This window comes from Sphingomonas sanxanigenens DSM 19645 = NX02, assembly GCF_000512205.2.
Taxonomy (GTDB): Bacteria; Pseudomonadota; Alphaproteobacteria; order Sphingomonadales; family Sphingomonadaceae; genus Sphingomonas_D; species Sphingomonas_D sanxanigenens.
The window spans coordinates 3867069-3888222 of sequence record NZ_CP006644.1 but is presented as its reverse complement, the minus strand read 5'-3'; the positions used below and the strand labels follow the sequence as shown (position 1 = coordinate 3888222).

General features: G+C 65.1%; 22 protein-coding genes and 1 pseudogene. 11 read left to right on the top strand and 12 right to left on the bottom strand.

Annotated features, from left to right (window positions below):
• The first annotated feature begins 91 nt into the window (after window positions 1–91).
• The 11 genes from NX02_RS17695 (at window position 92) to NX02_RS17645 (ending at window position 11015) form a co-directional block, all read left to right on the top strand.
• Window positions 92–1153 (top strand): acetylserotonin O-methyltransferase, encoded by a 1062-nt coding sequence (locus tag NX02_RS17695; RefSeq protein WP_245648629.1) that lies wholly within the window; start codon window positions 92–94, stop codon window positions 1151–1153.
• Window positions 1154–1250: 97 nt separating this feature from the next.
• Complete coding sequence (bchC, locus tag NX02_RS17690) at window positions 1251–2177, top strand: chlorophyll synthesis pathway protein BchC (protein ID WP_025293536.1); 927 nt, start codon at window positions 1251–1253, stop codon at window positions 2175–2177.
• Window positions 2174–3157, top strand: coding sequence for a chlorophyllide a reductase iron protein subunit X (locus NX02_RS17685; RefSeq protein WP_025293535.1), 984 nt, complete (start codon window positions 2174–2176; stop codon window positions 3155–3157). Before bchC ends, NX02_RS17685 begins: the two co-directional genes overlap by 4 nt.
• A gap of 89 nt (window positions 3158–3246) precedes the next feature.
• A complete protein-coding gene (gene bchY, locus NX02_RS17680) occupies window positions 3247–4683 on the top strand; it encodes a chlorophyllide a reductase subunit Y (protein WP_025293534.1) in 1437 nt (478 codons plus the stop codon).
• A complete protein-coding gene (bchZ, locus tag NX02_RS17675) occupies window positions 4680–6125 on the top strand; it encodes a chlorophyllide a reductase subunit Z (protein WP_025293533.1) in 1446 nt (481 codons plus the stop codon). The genes bchY and bchZ overlap by 4 nt, the downstream gene beginning before the upstream one ends.
• Window positions 6126–6264: 139 nt before the next feature.
• A complete protein-coding gene (gene pufB, locus NX02_RS17670; RefSeq protein WP_084718303.1) occupies window positions 6265–6420 on the top strand; it encodes a light-harvesting antenna LH1, beta subunit in 156 nt (51 codons plus the stop codon).
• Between the two features lie 58 nt (window positions 6421–6478).
• Complete coding sequence (gene pufA / locus NX02_RS17665; protein ID WP_025293532.1) at window positions 6479–6658, top strand: light-harvesting antenna LH1, alpha subunit; 180 nt, start codon at window positions 6479–6481, stop codon at window positions 6656–6658.
• Between the two features lie 127 nt (window positions 6659–6785).
• Window positions 6786–7610 carry a photosynthetic reaction center subunit L gene (pufL, locus tag NX02_RS17660; RefSeq protein WP_025293531.1) on the top strand — a complete coding sequence of 275 codons (825 nt, stop codon included), beginning with the start codon at window positions 6786–6788 and terminating at the stop codon, window positions 7608–7610.
• Window positions 7611–7625: 15 nt separating this feature from the next.
• Window positions 7626–8600, top strand: a complete 975-nt coding sequence (pufM, locus tag NX02_RS17655) for a photosynthetic reaction center subunit M (RefSeq protein WP_025293530.1) — start codon at window positions 7626–7628, stop codon at window positions 8598–8600.
• A complete protein-coding gene (gene pufC, locus NX02_RS17650; RefSeq protein WP_025293529.1) occupies window positions 8597–9700 on the top strand; it encodes a photosynthetic reaction center cytochrome PufC in 1104 nt (367 codons plus the stop codon). Before pufM ends, pufC begins: the two co-directional genes overlap by 4 nt.
• Window positions 9701–9761: 61 nt before the next feature.
• Window positions 9762–11015 (top strand): DUF3422 domain-containing protein, encoded by a 1254-nt coding sequence (locus tag NX02_RS17645; protein ID WP_025293528.1) that lies wholly within the window; start codon window positions 9762–9764, stop codon window positions 11013–11015.
• 189 nt (window positions 11016–11204) lie between these two features.
• Here NX02_RS17645 and hemA read toward each other — a convergent pair whose 3' ends face one another.
• The 12 genes and pseudogenes from hemA to NX02_RS17585 form a co-directional block, all read right to left on the bottom strand.
• Window positions 11205–12425: a 5-aminolevulinate synthase gene (gene hemA / locus NX02_RS17640; RefSeq protein WP_025293527.1), complete on the bottom strand. Its 1221-nt coding sequence runs from the start codon at window positions 12423–12425 to the stop codon at window positions 11205–11207.
• 14 nt (window positions 12426–12439) lie between these two features.
• Entirely contained in the window at window positions 12440–13228 is a 789-nt protein-coding gene (gene puhE / locus NX02_RS17635; protein ID WP_025293526.1) for a putative photosynthetic complex assembly protein PuhE, read from the bottom strand.
• Complete coding sequence (gene acsF, locus NX02_RS17630) at window positions 13225–14295, bottom strand: magnesium-protoporphyrin IX monomethyl ester (oxidative) cyclase (protein ID WP_025293525.1); 1071 nt, start codon at window positions 14293–14295, stop codon at window positions 13225–13227. The genes puhE and acsF overlap by 4 nt, the downstream gene beginning before the upstream one ends.
• A complete protein-coding gene (locus NX02_RS17625) occupies window positions 14292–14588 on the bottom strand; it encodes a hypothetical protein (protein WP_025293524.1) in 297 nt (98 codons plus the stop codon). The genes acsF and NX02_RS17625 overlap by 4 nt, the downstream gene beginning before the upstream one ends.
• The gene (gene puhC, locus NX02_RS17620; RefSeq protein WP_025293523.1) at window positions 14585–15064 is read right to left on the bottom strand and encodes a photosynthetic complex assembly protein PuhC; all 480 of its coding nucleotides are present in this window, start codon (window positions 15062–15064) and stop codon (window positions 14585–14587) included. Before puhC ends, NX02_RS17625 begins: the two co-directional genes overlap by 4 nt.
• Window positions 15061–15699 (bottom strand): photosynthetic complex putative assembly protein PuhB, encoded by a 639-nt coding sequence (puhB, locus tag NX02_RS17615; RefSeq protein ID WP_025293522.1) that lies wholly within the window; start codon window positions 15697–15699, stop codon window positions 15061–15063. The genes puhC and puhB overlap by 4 nt, the downstream gene beginning before the upstream one ends.
• Window positions 15696–16463 (bottom strand): photosynthetic reaction center subunit H, encoded by a 768-nt coding sequence (gene puhA, locus NX02_RS17610; protein ID WP_025293521.1) that lies wholly within the window; start codon window positions 16461–16463, stop codon window positions 15696–15698. The genes puhB and puhA overlap by 4 nt, the downstream gene beginning before the upstream one ends.
• Window positions 16464–16476: 13 nt before the next feature.
• The gene (locus NX02_RS17605; RefSeq protein ID WP_039996658.1) at window positions 16477–17991 is read right to left on the bottom strand and encodes a BCD family MFS transporter; all 1515 of its coding nucleotides are present in this window, start codon (window positions 17989–17991) and stop codon (window positions 16477–16479) included.
• Complete coding sequence (gene bchM, locus NX02_RS17600) at window positions 17988–18674, bottom strand: magnesium protoporphyrin IX methyltransferase (protein ID WP_025293519.1); 687 nt, start codon at window positions 18672–18674, stop codon at window positions 17988–17990. Before bchM ends, NX02_RS17605 begins: the two co-directional genes overlap by 4 nt.
• A 1-nt stretch (window position 18675) precedes the next feature.
• Window positions 18676–19593 (bottom strand): ferredoxin:protochlorophyllide reductase (ATP-dependent) iron-sulfur ATP-binding protein, encoded by a 918-nt coding sequence (bchL, locus tag NX02_RS17595; RefSeq protein WP_025293518.1) that lies wholly within the window; start codon window positions 19591–19593, stop codon window positions 18676–18678.
• 10 nt (window positions 19594–19603) lie between these two features.
• Window positions 19604–20134: pseudogene (locus NX02_RS17590) on the bottom strand (cobaltochelatase subunit CobN); the annotation flags it as partial.
• A gap of 9 nt (window positions 20135–20143) precedes the next feature.
• The gene (locus NX02_RS17585; protein ID WP_025290252.1) at window positions 20144–21109 is read right to left on the bottom strand and encodes an IS110 family RNA-guided transposase; all 966 of its coding nucleotides are present in this window, start codon (window positions 21107–21109) and stop codon (window positions 20144–20146) included.
• Window positions 21110–21154 lie beyond the last annotated feature (45 nt).

Below are 21154 nucleotides of genomic sequence, written 5' to 3'. Positions count from 1 at the left end.
GCTATCATGTGTCCACACAACTGGACATATGGTTTCGTACACTCAGAAAAGTTCGCGGCTCAGGGAGCGCTGGCTGGCGTGGCGCAACCGGGTGCTGGCATCGCCGCGCTTCCAGCAGTTCGCGACACGGTTTCCGCTCACGCGACCGATTGCACGTCGGCGGGCGCGTGCCCTGTTCGACCTGGTTGCCGGATTCACCTATTCGCAGATCCTTGCGGCCTGCGTCGAATTGGGGCTGCTCGATCTGCTGGCGGACGGTCCCCTGGACAGCACAATCATCGCGACTCGCACGAATCTTCCCCCGGCCGGAGCCGAGCGCCTTTTGCGCGGGGCGGCGGCGCTCGGCCTCGTCGAGCGGTTCGGGGCCGGATGGGCGCTCGGCAGCCAAGGCGCGGCGCTTCGCGGCAACAGGGGCATCGCCGAGATGGTTGCCCATCACCACCTTCTTTACGCCGATCTGGCGGACCCGGTGGGGTTGCTCAGGCGGGGCGGGGGCGGCGGCGGATTGTCCAATCTGTGGCGCTATGCGGAGATGGCGGGGAGCGGCAACAGTGCGGACGTGGCGGCCTATTCGGCGCTGATGGCAGCATCGCAACCGATGGTCGCGGCGCAGGCCATCGATGCCTATCCGTTTCGCCAACACCGCCGCCTGCTCGATGTCGGGGGTGGGGAAGGGGCGTTCCTCGCTGCGGTCGGCACCCGCGCGCCGGGGCTCGACCTCGCGCTGTTCGATCTCCCGGCCGTCGGAGAGCGTGCCCGATCGCGCCTCGAATCGGCGGGCATGGCTACGCGAATCACGATATTCGGCGGCAATTTTCTCTCGGATGCGTTGCCGGATGGCTTTGACATCATATCCCTCGTCCGTGTTCTCCATGATCATGATGACGGACCTGCGCTGACGCTTTTGCGTGCCGTCCATGCCGCGCTGCCTCCCGGCGGCACGCTGTTCATCACGGAGCCCATGGCAGAGACTCCGGGCGCCGAACCGGCCGGCGATGCCTATTTCGGCTTCTATCTTCTTGCGATGGGCTCGGGCAGGCCACGGAGCCCCACCGAAATCAGGGCAATGCTCAGCCAGGCCGGGTTCGCGTCGTCACGTCTCCTCCCGACGGCGCTGCCGCTCACCACGAGAGCGATCATCGCAAGACGCTGACCTATATGTCCAATATGTTTGACATTTAGAAGCGTCTAGATAATAGTACACATGCAGAGGGGTCCAAACCGGGCCGCATGCCGGAGGGGAAGGGTGTATGGACGCACTCGCGGTCATACTGGAGGCGCCGGAGCAACTCGCGCTCCGCCCGCTCGCCTTGAATCCGATCGACAGCGGCGACGTCCGCGTCGAGATCGACTGGAGCGGCATCTCGTCCGGCACCGAAAAGCTGTTGTGGACCGGCCGGATGCCGAATTTTCCCGGCATGGGATATCCGCTCGTTCCCGGCTACGAATCGGTCGGTCGGATTGTGGATGCCGGCGAAGACGCGCGACGGCGGATCGGCGAATGGGTCTTCGTGCCGGGTGCGAGCTGCTACGTGCAGGCGAAGGGCCTGTTCGGAGGCACGGCGCGCACTGTCATCGTGCCGTCGGCCCGCGCCATGCCGATAGCCGAGAGCCTCGGCCGCGAGGGTATCCTGCTGGCGCTTGCCGCAACCGCACATCATGCGGTCGCCGGCGGGGCTGCCCCCGAACTGATCATCGGACACGGCATTCTCGGCCGGCTCATCGCCAGGCTGGCAATCGCCCGCGGCATGCCGGCGCCCGTGATATGGGAAACCAACGCGTTACGTCGGGCCGCAGCCGGTTATGCCGTGATCGACCCTGCGGCGGATCCCCGACGCGACTATCGCACGATCTACGATGCGAGCGGCGCGACGGATGTGCTCGACATTACCATCCCGCGGCTTGCCAAGGGCGGCGAGATCGTACTGGCCGGCTTCTACGATCGCCTGTCGTTCGCGTTCGCGCCGGCGTTCATGCGCGAAGCACGGCTGCGCATCGCCGCCGAATTCACGCCGACCGACATCGCCGCGACTACGGCATTGATCGCAAGCGGTGCGCTGAAGCTGGACGGGCTCATCAGCCATGCACGGCCAGCGGCAGAGGCGGCGAGCGCCTACCCGCAGGCCTTCACCGATCCCGATTGCCTGAAGATGGTCCTGGACTGGAGAAACTTATGAGTATGTTCGATCCGGGGCCGCTGCGCGAAGAAGCGTCGTTCGAACCCGATCCGGTGCCGTCGGGTCCGGTCACCAAAGAAACCCAGATCATCGCGATCTATGGAAAGGGTGGCAGCGGCAAGTCGTTCGCGCTCGCCAATCTCAGCTACATGATGGCGCAGCAGGGCAAGCGCGTGCTGCTGATCGGCTGCGATCCGAAGTCAGATACCACCAGTCTGCTGTTCGGCGGCAAGTCGACGCCGACGATCATCGAGACGTCGTCCAGGAAGAAGCTCGCCGGGGAAGAAATCGGCATCGAGGACGTCTGCTTCCAGCGCGACGGCGTGTTCGCGATGGAGCTGGGCGGCCCGGAAGTCGGCCGCGGCTGCGGCGGACGCGGCATTATCCATGGTTTCGAAACGCTCGAAAAACTCGGCTTCCACGAATGGGGCTTCGACTACGTCCTGCTCGATTTTCTGGGGGACGTGGTGTGCGGCGGGTTCGGCCTGCCGATCGCGCGCGACATGTGCCAGAAGGTCATCGTCGTCGCTTCGAACGATCTCCAGTCGCTGTACGTCGCCAACAACGTCTGCAAGGCGGTCGAGTATTTCCGCAAGATGGGCGGCAATGTCGGCGTTGCCGGCATGATTCTCAACAAGGATGACGGCACGGGCGAGGCCAACGCCTTTGCCGAAGCCGTTGGCATCCCGGTGCTGACGGCCATTCCGGCCAATGACGATATTCGCAAGAAAAGCGCCAATTACCAGATCATCGGCAAGCCCGGCGGGGAATGGGCTTCGCTGTTCGAACAGCTCGCGATCAACGTCGCCGAGGCGCCACCGCTGCGACCCGCGCCGCTCGACCAGGATGGGCTGCTCGGCTTGTTCAGCGCCGACGTGACCGGGGCGGACTTCACGCTCAGGCCCGCGACGCAGGCGGACATGCGCGGCGTCGCCTATGTCGCCAAGCCGAGCCTCGAAATCGTGTACGACGCGGTTTGATCGTGGAAACACAAGCTCCCTCCCGCGATCGCGACCGCATCGATCTGGCGCCGATACCGGTAGAGGGTGGCTGCGGATCGAAGGAAACGATGCGCGACGCAGCGGCGAAAGCCGGCAAGACCGCGATCCTCGATCGCTATGCCACGGATTATCCGCAAGGTCCGCACGATCAGCCGCAATCCATGTGCCCGGCGTTCGGATCGCTGCGGGTCGGCCTGCGCATGCGCCGCACTGCAAGCGTGCTGTCAGGCTCGGCCTGCTGCGTCTACGGGCTGACCTTCACATCGCATTTCTACGGCGCGAAACGGAGCGTGGGCTACGTGCCGTTCAGTTCCGAGACGCTCGTCACCGGCAAGCTGTTCGAGGACATCAAGGAAGCGGTCGAGGGATTGGCCGACCCGGCTTTGTACGACACGATCATCGTCACCAATCTGTGCGTGCCGACCGCGTCGGGCGTGCCGCTGCAGCTGCTGCCCGACCAGATCAACGGCGTACGCGTGATCGGCATCGACGTGCCGGGCTTCGGCGTGCCGACCCATGCCGAAGCCAAGGATGTGTTGGCCGGCGCCATGCTGGCCTACGCCTCGAGGGAAGCGGCGGCCGGCCCCGTGCCTGCCCCGAAGGAGCGCGCCGACCGTCCGACGGTGACGTTGCTCGGTGAGATGTTTCCGGCCGACCCCCCGGGGATCGGGCTGATGCTCGCGCCGCTCGGGCTTGCCGCCGGGCCGGTGGTGCCGACGCGTGAATGGCGCGAACTCTATTCGGCGCTGGACTGTGCGGTCGTCGGCGCGATCCATCCTTTCTACACGGCGAGCATCCGCGAGTTCGAGGCCGCCGGACGCTCGGTGGTCGGTTCGGCGCCAGTCGGACGGGACGGTACTGCGGCGTGGCTGGACGCGATCGGCCAGGCCTGCGGCGTCGCCCAGGACAAGATCGATGCGTCGAAGAACAAGTTCCTGCCCGCCATAGCCGGCGCGCTCGCCGCCCGGCCGATCGACGGGCGGATCACCGTATCGGGCTATGAAGGTTCGGAACTGCTGGTCGCGCGTCTGCTGATCGAAAGCGGCGCGGACGTGCCCTATGTCGGCACCGCTTGCCCGCGCACCGTCTGGTCGGATCCCGACCGCGAATGGCTCGAGGGCCATGGCTGCCGCGTCCAGTACCGCGCCAGCCTGGAACAGGATATCGCCGCGGTCGAAGAGTTCGGCCCCGATCTCGCGATCGGCACCACTCCGGTGGTGCAGCATGCCAAGCAGAAGGCGATGCCGGCGCTCTACTTCACCAATCTCATCTCGGCGCGGCCGCTGATGGGGCCGGCGGGGGCCGGTAGCCTGGCGATGGTCGTCAACGCGGCGCTCGCCAACCAGCACCGCTTCGACCGGATGACCAGGTTCTTCGAAGGTGTCGGGGCGGGCGCGAGCGCCGGTGTGTGGGAGAATACGCCGGTCGATCGGCCCGAGTTCAAGGCCAAGCTCGCAGCGCGGCGCATCGCCGCCGCGAAGGCCGAGGAGCATGTCGGATCATGACGCTGATTATCGATCATGACCGCGCAGGCGGCTACTGGGGCGCGGTCTACGCGTTCACCGCGATCAAAGGGTTGCAGGTCATCATCGATGGCCCGGTCGGATGCGAGAATCTGCCCGTTACGTCCGTGCTGCACTATACGGACGGCCTGCCCCCCCACGAACTGCCGATCGTCGTAACCGGGCTGGGCGAGCAGGAACTCGGCCGCGACGGTACCGAGGGCGCGATGAGGCGCGCGTGGAAGACGCTCGACCCGGATCTGCCCGCGGTGGTGGTTACCGGATCGATCGCCGAGATGATCGGTGGCGGGGTGACGCCGGAAGGCACCAACGTCCAGCGGTTCCTGCCGCGCACGATCGACGAGGATCAGTGGCAGTCGGGCGACAGGGCGCTGACCTGGCTGTGGACGCAATTCGGCCCGAAAAAAGTGCCGGCGCCGCGCCCGCTCAAGGCGGGTGAGAAGCCGCGGATCAACATCGTCGGGCCGATGTACGGCACGTTCAACATGCCGTCCGACCTTGCCGAGATCCGTCGCCTGGTCGAGGGAATCGGCGCTGAGATCAACATGGTCTTCCCGCTCGGCAGCCACCTCGCCGACGTGCGCAAGCTAGCCGACGCCCAGGTCAACGTCTGCATGTATCGCGAATTCGGCCGCGGGATTTGCGAGGTGCTCGAGCGCCCCTATCTCCAGGCACCGATCGGGCTGGAATCGACGACGCTCTTCCTGCGCACATTGGGCGAGTTGACCGGCCTGGATCCGGAGCCGTTCATCGAGCGGGAGAAGCACACGACGATCAAGCCGCTGTGGGATCTGTGGCGTTCGGTCACCCAGGATTTCTTCGGGACCGCAAGCTTCGGCATCGTCGCGACCGACACCTACGCTCGCGGCATCCGCAAGTTCCTGGAAGACGATATGGGATTGCCGTGCCACTTCAGCGTTTCGCGCCTCGCAGGCGCGAAGTCGGACAACCAGTCGATCAAGGATATGATCGCGACGAACCCGCCGCTCATCCTGTTCGGCAGCTTCAACGAGCGCATGTACATGGCAGAGGCCGGCGGACGGGGCGTCTATATCCCCGCGAGTTTCCCCGGTGCGATCATCCGCCGGCATACCGGCACGCCGTTCATGGGCTATTCCGGCGCGACCTATCTCGTTCAGGAAGTATGCAACGCGCTGTTCGACGCGCTCTTCCATATCCTTCCGCTGGCGGGCCAACTCGACAGGGCCGAGGCAACGCCGGCTTTGATCGAGCGCGAGTTGATGTGGGAGGATGCGGCGAAAGCCGAGTTGGACGCAGCCGTAGAGCGCGCGCCCGTGCTGGTGCGCATCTCGATGGCCAAACGCATTCGCGATGCAGCCGAACGTGCTGCCCGCCGCGCCGGCGAACCCTCGGTGACTTCGAAGAGCCTCGCGCTCGCGATGACCGAAAGCCGCGACGGATGATCGCGGACAGCTTTTCCCGTCTCGATCCGAAAGGATCGCATCGGGCCAACCGATCCACCCGGGCGCCGTGCTCGGGAGGATGCCGCCGGGGAGCGCGTTTCACGCTCCTGCCCTCGTCGGGAACAATGGAGACGTAGTCATGGACGATCCGAACGAAAGGGTAGGGCTGCGAACCTACCTAACTCAAGATGAAGCCAAGGAGTTCCACAAGATCTTCGTTATGAGCTTCCTTATCTTCACAGCTGTGGCGGTCGTCGCTCACGTGCTGGTCTGGAACTGGCGGCCTTGGCTCTGATTCCGATCATTTGGAACAGGCAATGAAAACTCGGCTGTAAAAGACAAGGAACCACGACATGTGGAGAGTATGGCTCATCTTCGACCCCCGCCGCGCGCTGGTGGCGTTGTTTATATTCCTCTTTGTGCTGGCTTTGCTGATTCACTTCATCCTGCTGAGCACGGATCGCTTCAATTGGCTCGATGGTCCGCATCAGCCTGCAGCGGCAACGGCGCCGGTGAGCCCGGCAGCCCCCTGACCGGGGCAGCACCGGCCTGCCGGTGCGCGCTTGCGGGTGGACGAGGCCGGATATCAAGCCGGCCTCGTTCATCGACACGATCTGAAAGCAACGATCCCGGGCGCCTGCCAGGGAACGGAGACATGCCATGGCGCTGCTGAGCTTCGAGCGGAAATACCGGGTGCGGGGGGGGACGCTGATCGGCGGCGACCTGTTCGACTTCTGGGTCGGCCCCTTCTACGTCGGCTTCTTCGGCGTCATGACCGCGATCACCGCATCGCTGGGGACCGCATTGATCTTCTACGCGGCCTCGCTCGGGCCGACGTGGAATCCCTGGCTGATCAGCATCGCCCCGCCGGATACCAGCTACGGGCTTGGTCTCGCGCCGCTTCGCGAAGGGGGCTTTTGGCAGATCATCACCATCTGCGCGATCGGGGCCTTCGTGTCCTGGGCGCTGCGCGAGGTCGAGATCTGCCGAAAGCTCGGCATTGGCTATCATGTGCCCTTTGCCTATGGTTTTGCGATCTTCGCCTATGTTTCGCTCGTCGTGATCCGCCCGCTGATGCTGGGCGCCTGGGGATTCGGTTTTCCCTATGGCATCTTCAGCCATCTCGATTGGGTGTCGAACACCGGCTATCAATACCTCCATTTCCACTACAATCCCGCGCACATGATCGCGGTGAGTTTCTTCTTCGTCACCGGAGGCGCTCTCGCGTTCCACGGCGCACTCGTGCTGTCGTCGGTCAATCCCGCACCGGGCGAGGCGGTGAAGTCGCCGGAATATGAAGACGCCTTCTTCCGCGACACGATCGGCTACTCGGTGGGCACGCTGGGCATCCACCGGCTGGGCCTGTTCCTCGCCCTCTCGGCGGGTTTCTGGAGCGCGATCTGCATCATCATCTCGGGGCCGCTCTGGACGCGGGGCTGGCCCGAGTGGTGGACGTGGTGGCTCAACCTGCCGATCTGGTCCTAAAGGGGGAAGTGCGCCATGCCACGCTACCAGAACATGTTCACCCAGGTGCAGCTTCGCGGTCCGCTCGAGGCAGGGCCGCCCCTGCGCGACGCGACCTTCGAGCGCAGCGGCACCGGCATCTACAATTATTGGCTCGGCAAGCTGGGCGCGGCGCAGATCGGACCGATTTATCTCGGCACGCTCGGCATGGCCTCGCTGCTCTTTGCGTTCCTCGCGTTCGAGATCATCGGTCTCAACATGATGGCCAGCGTGAACTGGGATCCGATCCAGTTCGTCCGCCAGCTGCCCTGGCTCGCATTGGAGCCGCCGGGGCCGCAATGGGGCTTCCAGCTGTTCGTGCCGCTGGCCGAAGGTGGCTGGTGGCAGATCGCCGGCTTCTCGATGACGACGGCGCTGATCCTGTGGTGGCTTCGCACGTTCCGCCGCGCCCGCTCCCTGGGCATGGGGACGCATGTCGCCTGGGCGTTCGCCGCCGGCATCTTCCTCATCATCACGCTGGGGTTCATCCGGCCGATGCTGATGGGCAGCTGGGCCGAAGCGGTTCCGTTCGGCATCTTTCCTCATCTCGACTGGACCGCAGCGTTTTCGATCCGCTACGGCAACCTCTTCTACAACCCCTTCCACTGCCTCTCGATCGTGTTCCTTTACGGGTCCACGCTGCTGTTCGCGATGCACGGCGCAACGATCCTGGCCGTCGGCCGCTACGGCGGCGAGCGCGAGATCGAGCAGATCACCGATCGCGGCACCGCATCGGAGCGCGCAGCGCTGTTCTGGCGCTGGACGATGGGGTTCAACGCGACGATGGAATCGATCCATCGCTGGGCGTGGTGGTTTGCGGTGCTGACCCCGCTGACCGGGGCCATAGGCATCCTGCTGACCGGCACCGTCGTCGATAACTGGTATCTCTGGGCTGTGTTGCACCAGTACGCGCCCAGCTATCCCGATACCGGCATTCCCGATCCTGCAACCCTGCCAGGAGCGCCCCAATGAGCCGTTTCTTCACGACTGGCGCCGTCACCGCGGTCGGTGTCTTCGGGATCGTGCTGCTGGGCGGCTGCGAACTCGGTAAGAAGCAGACCACGCAGACCGGTTATCGCGGAACCGGTCTCGAGCAGATCGTCGACGTCGACAACGTCATCAAGGCGGGGGCGATCCCCCCCGAACCCTACCCGCTGCCACCCGATGGCGGACCGACTGCCGCGGAAAGCTACCAGAACCTCAAAGTCTTGGGTGGCCTGAGCAAGGACAGGTTCGACCATCTGATGGCGGAGATCACACAGTGGGTCGCCCCACCCGAGCAGGGATGCAATTACTGCCACAATCCCGAGAACCTTGCGTCGGATGAGAAATACACCAAGGTCGTCGCCCGGCGCATGGTCCAGATGACGCAGAATGTGAACGCGCGCTGGGCAAGCCACGTCAAACAGACCGGTGTCACCTGCTACACCTGCCATCGCGGCGCCCCTGTGCCGGCGAACATATGGGCAACCGCCGACGGCACGCCGAACCCCGGCTCGATCCTGGGCAACCGGCATGGTCAGAACGCGCCGGACCCGATTGTCGGCTTCGCGTCATTGCCGTCGGATCCGCTAGAGGCGTATCTCAACGGCAACGGGCGTATTCGTGTCGCTGCGGATACGGCCCTGCCAAATCCCGGCCATGTCGTGTCGATCAAGGATGCCGAGAAAAGCTACGGCCTGATGATGCACATCAGCTCCTCGCTCGGCGTGAACTGTACTTATTGTCACAACAGCCAGTCCTTCCGGTCCTGGAGCCTCAGTCGCGCGCAACGCGCCACGGCCTATTACGGCATACGCATGGTGCGTGACATCAACGTCGACTATATCGGACCGCTGCAACCGATCTTTCCGGTCAATCGCAAGGGGCCGCATGGCGACCCCTACAAGGTCAGCTGTGCGACCTGCCACCAGGGCCAATCCAAGCCCTTGGGCGGGGTCAGCATGATTGCGCAAGCGCCGGTGCTGAGGGGCGGTCCCCGGCCGATCGCTCCGGCCGAGGGCGGCCCGGGCGCTGCCACGACAGTCCCGGCTGCGTTTAGAACCCCCCGGGCGATGACAGACTCGCAATGACAAGGGTCCGCGCTGCCAAACCCGGCGGCGCGGACGTCCTGCCCGGATCGGTTTATCGCGCATGACGATCCGCGATCATCCGCTGCGCGCCGCCCTGTCGCAGGAAATGCACGTCCGCCGCCTGCCGCGGCTGTCGGTTCCCTGCCGTGCGATGCAGATCGTGACGGTGCTGGCGGAGGCCAATACGGAGGCCGCGACCGCGCACATCGAGGCGCTGATGGCAGAAGCGACCGTTCTGGTCCCGCTGTCCGCCAAATTCACGATTGTCGCGATCGGCGGCATCACCCTGATCTGGGAACGGCACACCGAGTTCGCGACCTACACGCTGGTGCGGCCCGGCAGCACGGCCGAACCCTTCCACCCGAGCGATTTCGATCCCCTGCGCGGCCAGGTCTATGACGGCATGCCGGGCGAAATCATCCGCTCGACGCAGATCGCACTCGTCCATGACGGCGGATCGGATCGCTCCGCTGCGGACGTGGCGCACTGGTTCTCGGACGAGGCGACCATCTTCTGCGACGTGGCAGACGGCCTGGCGCAGATCGTGTCCGATTTTCGGTTGAACGACGACGGTTACGGCCGACTGCTTATCCGTGATCGCGGACTCCAGCGCGACGAGCCGGCGCAACTCCTGCTCAGGCTGCAGGAACTCGGCAATTATCGCAACATGGCGCTGCTCGGCCTGCCGCTTGCGCAGCGCCTGACCCCTGCCGTCAACAGCCTGGAGACGCGCCTCGCCGAACTCACCCAGGCGGTGTCCGAACGCACGTCGGAAGATGATCGCCTGCTCGACGAACTGACCTTCCTTTCAGCCGAGCTCGCACGACTGGTCGCCGAGACGCGCTACCGGATGATGGCGACGCGCGCCTATGCGCAACTCAGCATCGATCGACTGGCCAGCCTGAGGATCGGCGTGGTTCGCGGCTATCAGACGCTCGACGATTTCACCGAGCGCCGGCTGATGCCGGCCTTGCGGACCTGCAACTCTTTCTCGGCGCGGCTCGATGACCTTTCCCAGCGCGCGGCCTGGACGAGCGCATTGCTGCGCACGCGCATAGACATCGCCCTCGCACGGCAAAATCGCGACCTGCTCTCGTCCATGGATCGTCGCACGCAGCTCCAACTGCGGCTGCAGCAGACCGTCGAGGGGCTTTCGGTCGTCGCCATCAGCTATTATCTGGTCGCGCTGATCGGCTATCTGCTGGGCGTGGTCGAGATCATTCCGCATGAGATCGGCATGGCGGTCGCGGTGCCGCTCGTCATGGTTGGCGTGGCCCTGGGCCTGCGCTGGGCGCGCCGGCACATGATCGAATAGCGTCGCCGCCGTAGCGCCCGTAGGCAAGATGGTGGCACGCCGGCGGATCGATCGGGGCGCGGAGACGCGGCGTTGCGCTCAGGGCCGCAAGGTGGAGGCAAGCCGCTGCTTACGATGCGTCCGGCCAAACGGATCCGCGCGGCACACCGTCGTGATTGCGGCACGACGGTGCAGGCCCGCCGCTGACACTCAGGCGGCGAGCGCCCGCCGCGCGAGTTCGCACTGGGACCAGATCTCGCTGAGCGCGGTCACCAGCCTGTCGATATCGCCATCGGTGTGAACCGGCGACGGCGTGAGGCGCAATCGCTCGGTGCCTACGGGCACGGTCGGATAATTGATCGGCTGAACGTAGATGCCGTGATGCTCGAGCAGCCAGTCGCTGATGCGTTTGCACTTGTGCGCGTCGCCGACCATGATCGGGATGATGTGGCTCGGATTGTCGATCGTCGGGATGCCCAAGGCATCGAGACGGCGGCGAACTTGAGCGACCCGATCGCGATGACGGGCGCGTTCGACATGGCTGCTCTTGAGGTGACGGATGCTGGCAGCGGCGCCGGCGGCAAGCGCGGGCGGCAGCGCCGTGGTGAAGATGAATCCGCTGGCGAAGCTGCGGATGAAATCGCACAGGGCGGCCGAGGATGCGATATAGCCACCCATGACGCCGAACGCCTTGCCGAGCGTTCCCTCGATCACGGTCACGCGGTCCATCAGCCCCTCGCGTTCCGCTACGCCGCCGCCCCGCGGACCGTAAAGCCCTACGCCGTGCACCTCGTCGAGATACGACATGGCACCATGCGCCTCACAGACGTCGAGGATCTCCGCGATCGGGGCAATGTCGCCGTCCATCGAGTAAACGCTTTCGAACGCGACGAGCTTTGGCCGTTCGGGATCGAGCTGCGACAGCCGACGATCGAGATCCTCGGGTGAATTGTGCGTGAACTTGTGCACCTCGGCCCGGCTGTGGCGAATGCCCTCGATCATCGACGCATGATTGAGCGCGTCCGACAGAATCACGCAGCCGGGGATCCGTGCGCCGAGCGTACCCAGCGCTGCCCAGTTCGAGACATAGCCCGACGTGAACAGCAGGGCAGCTTCCTTGCCGTGGAGATCGGCCAGTTCCGCCTCGAGCACGACGTGGCTGTGGGTCGTACCGGAAATGTTACGCGTTCCGCCGGCACCGGCCCCGCAGCGATCGAGCGTGTCGTGCATCGCGTCGAGCACCTTGGGATGCTGGCCCATTCCCAGATAGTCGTTCGAACACCAGACCGTGACGGGGCGGGTCCCCTCCGCAACGAACTGCTCGGCCGCGGGGAAGGCGCCGGCCTTGCGTTCGAGTTCGGCGAAGATGCGATAACGGCCATCATCCTTGAGCTTGGACAGCTCGGCCGCGAAAAATGCTTCGTAGTTCATGCTATCTTCCCCGATTAAAGGTCGATGATCACGGATTTTTTTGACGCCTTGGTGGAGGATGACGAAGCCCAGCGCCACATCTTGGCGTCACGCAGCGGCAAAACCAAGAAGAGATGTTCCACCACGCCGAGAACGGCCAGCCCGGCCAGCAGCATCCCGCTGGCATGGGCGCCGCTGCCGGCGGGCGCCCATACCGCGGCAGTCCAGGCCCAACCGGCGATCCCGCTGCCCAACAGGATCGAAGCGGGGAACAGCAGGTTGCAGCGCGCCTTACGGAAATAGCTTTTCAGATAGGCGAGGTGCTCCGGGAACACCTCGTCGCTGAGGTTGGGGACGCCGAGAAACAGGTTGAACTTCGCGGATACGCGCAAAACGAACAGCAGCAGGAAGGTAAGCGGTGCGGATTGATTGGGTTCGCCCCACGTCACCGCGAACAACAGGATCGCAGTCGCGGCGATCGCCAGTTCGTGATGGATCACGGTCGCGGTCGCCAAGGTGAAGCGCCGCCAGCCGGTTGCCTCGGGCGGGCATTCCAAGCGGTTGGGGCCCGCGACGGCGCCCATCAGGAAGCTCATCTCGTGCCAGCCCCAAATCACAATCGCCGCGGCAAAGCCGAGATAGGCCGCGTTCGCGCTGGCATCGTCGGCCTTCACCCAGACCAGCACGACGGCGCCGATCGCCGCGATTCCCGCAAGCGTCAGGCTGGTGCGGAACGTCTCGCGCGGCCGGCTATCCAGCCAGACGATCGTGGCAGTGCCGATGAACCACATCAGCAGCGCGAAGAAAAGTGGGGGGATGCTCACCAGGCCGGGACCAGTCGAACGGTCGCCGGCGCGGTGTTGCGGTTGACCGGCGTGAGGTAGAGCCGCGCGAATGCAAGGGCGGCGGCGCCGATCAGCCCGACCCGCTTGACCGTGCCGATCACGCCGCCCTGGGCCTTGGCCGCATCGATCGCACCGGCAATCCGGCGCATCCGCTCGAGCCCGTGCGCGAACCGGGGGCTGTCGGTGTCGAGGACGACGGGAAAGACCTGGCGCGTAATCTCGGAACAGATCGAGAACACGCGCTGATCATAATCGGTCGGGTCGATCCCCAGCGCCTTGTGAAAGGCGGGACGATTGTGATCGCGCACATACATCGTGGCGTAGACGGCGACGAGAAAGAACCGGATCCACAGCGCGTTGATGCCGGTCAGCAATTTGGGGTCGGTCCGCATCAGGATCGCGAAGGCATCACCATGCCGGAACTCGTCATTGCACCAGAGTTCGAACCAGTTGAAAATCGGATGAAAGCGCAGCTCTGGATGCTTCGCCAGGTGGCGGAAGATCGTGATATAGCGTGCATAGCCGATCTTCTCGCTGAGATAGGTCGCGTAGAAGATGAATTTCGGCCTGAAGTAGGTATATTTCTTCGTGCGCGTGAGGAAGCCGAGGTCGATGCCGATGCCGGCGTCCTTGAGCGTATCGTTGATGAAACCTGCATGGCGGCTTTCGTCGCGGCTCATCAGTTTGAACAATTGCTTGATGTCCGGGTTCGATACGCGCTTTGCGATTTCCGCGTAGAGGATGCAGCCCGAAAATTCCGCGGTCAGCGAGCTGACCAGGAAATCCGTGAACTCTTCCCGCAGGCCGTCCGGCAGGCTCTCGATCACGCCATCGAAGGCTTCCGTGCGCTTGAAGTGCAGGCGATTCGGGTCGCTCGCCATCTCGGCAATCAGCGCATCCCACTCATCGCGGACCGCCGACACGTCGATCCGGTCCATTGCCGCAAAATCGGTGGTGTAGAAGCGCGGGCTCAGCACGGTGTCCTCGCGCGCGATCGCCATCGTATCGGCGTTCACGGCGGGCTTGATCGGGGCAATCGCGTTCATGGCATCTTCCGATCGCTGAAGCTGACTTCGTAGAGTTCGGCCATTTCGAAATGACCCGCGAACTTGGTCCACCACCGCTCGACGGTGCTCGCCCGTTCGACCGTTGCGATCCGTTCGACGACACGCCGCTCGCCGAAACCCACGCTGATCGGCGCGCCATGGACGCGGACGCGGTCGCCCGGGCCGATGGCCACGTCGCCGGCCAGTGCGACATGCGCGCACAGGAATTCGTCGCTATGCTCCAGCTCGACCGTGCAGGGCGTGTCGAAGCAGGTGCGGCGCAGCGCGATCATGCCGCCGGGCCTTCCGGCAGTAGCGCCATGAACGTGGCGCGGTTGGACGATCCGAAGGCAGTCAACTCGATGGAGCGGCCTGTCACGCTGTCCGTCAGCGACAGCTGGCCATCGCGCCACAGGGAGAGGTTGAAGGGCGGCTGGTCACCGATCCCGCGCATCCTTCGTTCGCGCGCGAGACCGCGCATCACGCCACGGATGAAGCCGGTCTGCTGCCCGGGCTCGACAATCGACGCCGTACCGCCCCTGTCGGCATCCACGATGACCACCGCACCGTCGGCGCGATCAGAAAAGCGCAGGTTGCGCGAGGACACCAATTGGATCTGCTGGGCCGCGCGCATCGCGGCTGGAGACGCCGCCGCCGGAATGTGGGCGATGCGGACGGTCGCGGTGGCGGTGAAGGCGAACAGCACCAGCGTCCCGGCGAGGATCAACGTACCGCGCGGAAGCATATCGGCGTGGCTGTGCGTGCTCATGCTGCGGCCGCCTCTGCAAATCTCGGTGCGGGGTCGGTGCGCAACGTCATCGTCGCGCCGCGGCGGGCGGTGTCGGCGGCACGGCAGGCGCGCGCGATCTGCTGGGCGACAGCCTTCGCATCGGGAACCGCGCGCAGCATCGGCTGCGGCTTGGCGATCTTCCAGGGGCGCGCATGGGGCCACAGTGCGAGGATACCAAGCTTGGCCGGCCCCATTATAACGAGCGATACGTCGCCGGTTCCATCGGCGCGCGTGGCAAGATCGACCGAGCCGATCATCCCAAGCGGCAGATTGACGCATTTTGGAACCGCGATACCGATGCGCAGCACGATCCGGCGATTTGTCAACGTGTAGACCGTCGTCCGCGCCGAAGACCAGGCCAGCACGTGGAGCAGGATCACGCCGATGCTGCCGAGCCCGATCGTCATGCCGACGCCGAGATAGCCTCCGCCAAAGATCGTCGCGCCGGCGATGGCCCAGAGCGCCAGAAGCAGGAAATAGGCCGCCACCAGCCGCGTCCGGTAGGCCGTGCGCGCCAGCGACCGCCAGTCCGGCGCGCCCTGCCAGAGGATCTGCTCGCCCTCGGGCAACGGGCCCGGCAGGCCGCGGATCGGCTCGTTCTCATATTCGGTCACAGCAATGGCTCCTGCCGACCGGCATTTGCATAGAGGTAGCCGCCACCGAAATAGGCCTGGACGCGCTCTTCCTCATACAGCGTGATCTGGTCGGGCGAAGCCAACCGCGGCACGCCCGCGAACTGCGCCGCGTTGATCGCGTCGATCACGACGCGGCGGCCACGGCGATGGACGGTTGCCATCATCATCGGCGCCAGCAACGGCCTGCCTTCGCCCGCAAGTTCGATGTAGCGCACGAGGCGATCGGCGGTATCGATCCACAGGCGGGCGACGTGGCCGGCGACCGCGCCATCGGCACCGACCACCGGCCAGCCCGTCATATCCGAGTCCTCGCGCGCAACATGATAGCCCGGCGCATTGCCGATGGGCACGATGCGGGGATGACCCTCCATGTCGATATCCGGCCGCTTGGCGCGGTTCGCCCAAGCCGCCGGCCCGATGCCGTCGACCAGCGGATCACCGATCGGCGCATAGGGTGCGCCCGCGAAGCGATCGGTGCGTTTCGCCGCGATGTCGACCGGCTCGCGGCCCTGGGTGGGGGCAGTCACGATGCCATGATCGAACGGCAGGAGGAACGACTTGGTGGACGCGGTGTGGAGCACCCCGCCGACGCTGTCGAGATCGCCGGTCAATTCGTCTTCGAGCGGATAGCCTTCCCGGCGGTCTTCACGGCGAAGGTAGAAGACCAGGCAGATGAAGAACAGGACGAACGCCCAGAACACCAGAAGGGCGACATCGATCCCGGGGGTCAGGTTGGGATGCATGGGAGTAACCCTTTCATATCGGGAAAGCATTGAGGCCAAAGCGCGGAGCGGCCGCCGGAGACGCGGCAGCGTCGCGGCGAACCAGCGGCCCGAGCGCGACGAGGGTGGCGACGAGCAGTACGATCTCGACGCAATAGACGAGCGCGTATCCCGTCGTGGGCCCGGCAAGGGTGGTGCCAAGATGCCCGCTCACGGCCAGCGCCGACACCAGATCGCGCACCAATCCGCCCGTCACGATCGCCACCCCGGCACAACTCGCCTGCACGGCGCCCCACGCGCCCAAGGCGAGACCGGTACGGCCACCGAGCGCATGGTCGTCGGAGATCGCCATCGCAGCGGTCAACGTACCGACCGAGAAGAGCCCGCCGCCAATTCCGATGGCGACCGCGCCCATGCCCAGCAAGGTGATCGCATGAAGCGGGCCCGCGAACAGAACCAGCAGGAACGCGCCGATGCCGATCACGCCGCCGAAGCCGGCCAGCCGATGCGGCTCGCCGCCATCGCCGAGACGCCGGGCTGCGAAGGCAAAGCCGGCCAGCATGCCGATCGCCCAAAGCGCGGTCAGCGAGGTCGTGCCGCCGACCGATAGACCCAGGATCTGGCCGCCATAGGGTTCGAGCAGCACGTCCTGCATGCTGAAGGCCGCTGCGCCGAGCCCGACCGCGACGAGCAGTCGCATCGTCTTCGGCCGCGCGACGAACACCGCCCAGACGTCGCGGAACGCGGGCTGCGCGTCTCGGGCTTGCGCCGTACGCGGATTGCGCGCCTCCTGCTTCCACAAGGCGAAGAGGTTGAGGATCATCGTCAAAGCGGCGGCGCCCTGGACGATCTGAACAAGCTTGGTGGGGGTGAAGTCTGCAAGAAGGCGACCGATCACGATCGCGCTGACCATCATGCCAACGAGCAGCATCACGTAAAGCAGAGCGACGACCCGCGGCCGTGCTTCGTCGGGGGCGAGATCGGCTGCGAGTGCGAGACCCGCCGTCTGCGTGGTATGCATGCCGGCGCCGACCAGCAGGAATGCTGCCGCCGCGGCGATCTGGCCGAGGGCGGTGGGACCGGTCCCGCCGCCTGTCATGACCAACAGCGCGAACGGCAGGATCGCCAATCCGCCGAACTGCAGCAGCGTGCCGAACCAGATAAAGGGGACGCGCTTCCAGCCAAGCAAGGATGTGTGATGATCCGACTTGAAACCGATGAGCGCGCGCAGCGGCGCGAACAGCAGGGGGAGGGATACCATCGCGGCGACGACGCTTGCCGACATGCCAAGCTCGACGATCATTACCCGGTTGAGCGTGCCGGTCAGCAGCACCGCCGCCATGCCGACCGAGATCTGAAAGAGCGACAGCCGCAGGATGCGGCTGAGCGGGAGATCGACCGTCGCGGCATCGGCGAACGGCAGGAATGCGCTGCCGACGCCGTTCCAGAAGGAACCGGTCTTCAGGCTCTCGACGCGGGCCGCCACGGCCACGCGTTGCCGTGGCGTGGCGCGCGCCAACGAATCCTTCAGGGCGGTCAGTCCGCTCATCCGGTCATCACCTCGAGCGCATGGCTGGTGTAGAAGCTCGCCGAGATCCGCCGATCCCGTCCGATCCGGGCATGGGGCATCGCTTCGTCAATCAGGGAGCGCAGCACGCGATCGCGCACCGGGAGGATCGCCGGCGACTTGTCGCCACGTGGGAAGAGGCGGCCGACGCCCAGCATGGCCATGAGCAGCGGCGTCTGCGGCGCGAAGGTGAAGACGACCGATCCGCGCGCAATCGCTGCGAGCCGCGTCACCGCGCGGACGATGTCGAGACGCTGGTAGTGGATCAGCGAGTCCATCGCGACCACATGATCGAACTGGCCAAGCGCGGGATCGAGCATGTCCCCGATCCGCCAGTCGATGGCCAATCCTGCGGGTGCGCGCTTGCGGGCCAACGCAACGAGGCTTCCCGCGACGTCGATCGCAACCACTTCGGCTCCGCGCTGCGCGGCCTCGACCGCAAGCGCCCCTGTGCCGCAACCGGCGTCGAGCAGGCGCAGGCCACGCATGTCGCTCGGCAGCCAGGAGAGGAGCGTGTCGCGCATCTCCGTCCGCCCGGCCCGGACGGTGGCGCGGATGCCGCTGACCGGCGCGTCGGATGTCAACTGTTCCCACGCTTTCGCCGCGGTACGGTCGAAATAGGTTTCCAGCCTCTCGCGGAACCGATCGTAGGTCGCCGTGGTCATGTCATTCGAATCCCAGGAATTCGAAGATGTCGCGGTCCTTCATCGGCTTGGCCTCGAGCGGGTCGCATCCGGCCCAGAGCAGGGCGGCGAGGCGCTTGTATTCGAGGCAGGCGGCATCGACTTCGGGGGTCGATTCCATTTCGAACAGCGTGCATTTCTTGAGGCGCGAACGACGGATCGCGTCGAGATCTGGGAAGTGGGCGAGCCGCTTCAGGCCGGTCGCCGCGTTGAACCGATCGATCTCGTCGGTGGCGGCGGAACGGTTGGCGATCACGCCGGCCATCCGGACATTGTAGTTCTTGGATTTGGCTTCGATCGCCGCCACGATCCGGTTCATCGCGAAGATGCTGTCGAAATCATTGGCGGCGACGACCACGGCGCGTTCGGCATGCTGCAACGGCGCGGCAAAGCCGCCGCATACGACATCGCCGAGCACATCGAACAGCACGACGTCGGTGTCTTCCAGGAGGTGGTGCTGCTTCAGCAGCTTGACCGTCTGCCCGACGACATAGCCACCGCAACCGGTGCCGGCCGGCGGGCCGCCCGCCTCGACGCACATCACGCCATTATAGCCCTCGAACATATAATCTTCGGGGCGCAGTTCCTCGCTGTGGAAATCGACGGTCTCGAGGACGTCGATCACGGTCGGCATCAGCTTCTTGGTGAGGGTGAAAGTGCTGTCGTGCTTGGGGTCACAGCCGATCTGCAGCACCCGCTTGCCGAGCAGCGAGAACGCGGCCGAAAGGTTGGACGACGTGGTCGACTTGCCGATCCCGCCCTTGCCATAGACCGCAAAGACCTTCGCGGTGCCGATCCGATCGCTCGGATCGAGCCCGACCTGGACACTGCCTTCTCCATCGAGGTTCCGGGAAGTCATCAGCGTGTCGCGGCGGCGGACGGGGGGATCGAGCAGGGCCATGATATGTTCCTTATGCCGCCACCGCGGTGATGCCTTCGAGGCGGTCTTCGAGTTCGTCACTGGCAGCATGGAGCGCCGCGAGCGTCGCGGCGTCGGGTGCCCAGAACTGCCGGTCGCTTGCTTCGATCAGGCGGTTGGCGACCCGCGCCGAAGCTTTCGGATTGAGCGCGCCGAGCCGCTCGCGCATCTCGGCGTCGAGCATGAAGGTCTCGGTGATCCGCTGGTAGATCCAGGGTTGGACCTGGCCGGTGGTCGCCGACCACCCCATGGTATTGGTGACATGGCTCTCGATGTTCCGGACACCCTCGAAGCCGTGCTTCAGCATGCCTTCGAACCAGATCGGATTGAGCATCCGCGTGCGCGTTTCGAGATCGACCTGCTCCGACAATGTGCGGACCTTGGTGGTGCCTTGCGTGGAGTCGACGATGTAGATCGGTGCGCTGCTCCCCTTGGCGCGGGTGATCGAACGGCTGATGCCGCCGAGAGCATCGACATAATGGTCGATGTCGGTCACGCCCAGCTCGACGGAGTCGAGCATCTGTCTTCCAGGTCAAGCGGGTTTGGGCGCCCACACGCGATTTTTGGTGATGAGGGTGTTGGCAAGCGCGACGAGTTTTCGTGCGACGGCGATGAGGGCGAGCTTTGGAGCTTTTCCGCGCGCGAGAAGGCCATCGTAGAAGCGCTTCAAGTCGGGGTTGCGGCGGCTGGCGACGAGCGCGGCCATGTAGAGGGTGGATCTGAGCTCGGCGCGTCCGCCGCGTATGGATCGCTTGCCGCGCATGCCGCCGCTGTCGCGGGCGAAGGGCGCGAGGCCGACGAGGGCTGCGGCCTGCTTGTTGGTAATGCGGCCGAGTTCGTGGAGGTATGAGAGGAAGGCCTGGGTGCTGATGGGGCCGATGGCGGGGATGGATCGCAGGATTTTGGCTTTGCGCGTCATCTCGGCATCAGCCTTGATCAGTTCCTCGATCTTCACCTCGATGCGATCGATATGCGTGGCGATCGAGCTCAGCCTTCTTTTATGTTCGCTCTTGAGGAAGCTGCCCTGCGTGACGCTGAGCCTGTTGCGCAGCGCGGTCTGTTCGGCGAGCGCCGCGGTGCGGGCGCTGACGAGTTCCTGAAGCTCCTCCTGCCGCCGGCTCACCGGCTCGGATGCCGAGAGGCCGAAGCGATCGGCCATCAATGCCAGCATGGCGGCATCGATCGCATCGGTCTTGGCGAGTTTGCCGGCAGCCTCGGCGAACAGCCTGGCCCTCAGCGGATTGACGAGCGCCACCGGCAGTCCGGCATCATGCAGATGGCGTTGGACGTCCCGATGATAGCGCGACGTCGGCTCCATCAGCACCAGCTTCACCGCGAACCGGCCGAGCACCTCGACCAGGCGGTCATGCCCGGCACTGTCGTTGCTCACCCGCAGCTGCTCGCCCACCGGGTGAATGTGGATGTCCAAATTGGCCTTGCTCACATCGACGCCGACATGGACCTCCGGCAGCGACTTGTCCTCGACCTTTCCTTGCATACGGGACTTGCTCCCCTTCATCTGTTCAGGCCAGACTTGAAGGGA

Coding starts and splice junctions, on each gene's coding strand:
- NX02_RS17645 (WP_025293528.1), top strand. CDS start 9,762: ATGACGATCCGCGATCATCCGCTGCGCGCCGCCCTGTCGCAGGAAATG.
- puhA (WP_025293521.1), bottom strand. CDS start 16,463: ATGCATCCCAACCTGACCCCCGGGATCGATGTCGCCCTTCTGGTGTTC.
- puhC (WP_025293523.1), bottom strand. CDS start 15,064: ATGAGCACGCACAGCCACGCCGATATGCTTCCGCGCGGTACGTTGATC.
- NX02_RS17585 (WP_025290252.1), bottom strand. CDS start 21,109: ATGCAAGGAAAGGTCGAGGACAAGTCGCTGCCGGAGGTCCATGTCGGC.
- pufA (WP_025293532.1), top strand. CDS start 6,479: ATGTGGAGAGTATGGCTCATCTTCGACCCCCGCCGCGCGCTGGTGGCG.
- NX02_RS17605 (WP_039996658.1), bottom strand. CDS start 17,991: ATGAGCGGACTGACCGCCCTGAAGGATTCGTTGGCGCGCGCCACGCCA.
- bchC (WP_025293536.1), top strand. CDS start 1,251: ATGGACGCACTCGCGGTCATACTGGAGGCGCCGGAGCAACTCGCGCTC.
- NX02_RS17685 (WP_025293535.1), top strand. CDS start 2,174: ATGAGTATGTTCGATCCGGGGCCGCTGCGCGAAGAAGCGTCGTTCGAA.
- NX02_RS17625 (WP_025293524.1), bottom strand. CDS start 14,588: ATGATCGCGCTGCGCCGCACCTGCTTCGACACGCCCTGCACGGTCGAG.
- hemA (WP_025293527.1), bottom strand. CDS start 12,425: ATGAACTACGAAGCATTTTTCGCGGCCGAGCTGTCCAAGCTCAAGGAT.
- bchL (WP_025293518.1), bottom strand. CDS start 19,593: ATGGCCCTGCTCGATCCCCCCGTCCGCCGCCGCGACACGCTGATGACT.
- bchZ (WP_025293533.1), top strand. CDS start 4,680: ATGACGCTGATTATCGATCATGACCGCGCAGGCGGCTACTGGGGCGCG.
- acsF (WP_025293525.1), bottom strand. CDS start 14,295: ATGAACGCGATTGCCCCGATCAAGCCCGCCGTGAACGCCGATACGATG.
- pufL (WP_025293531.1), top strand. CDS start 6,786: ATGGCGCTGCTGAGCTTCGAGCGGAAATACCGGGTGCGGGGGGGGACG.
- pufC (WP_025293529.1), top strand. CDS start 8,597: ATGAGCCGTTTCTTCACGACTGGCGCCGTCACCGCGGTCGGTGTCTTC.
- bchM (WP_025293519.1), bottom strand. CDS start 18,674: ATGACCACGGCGACCTACGATCGGTTCCGCGAGAGGCTGGAAACCTAT.
- pufM (WP_025293530.1), top strand. CDS start 7,626: ATGCCACGCTACCAGAACATGTTCACCCAGGTGCAGCTTCGCGGTCCG.
- pufB (WP_084718303.1), top strand. CDS start 6,265: ATGGACGATCCGAACGAAAGGGTAGGGCTGCGAACCTACCTAACTCAA.
- bchY (WP_025293534.1), top strand. CDS start 3,247: ATGCGCGACGCAGCGGCGAAAGCCGGCAAGACCGCGATCCTCGATCGC.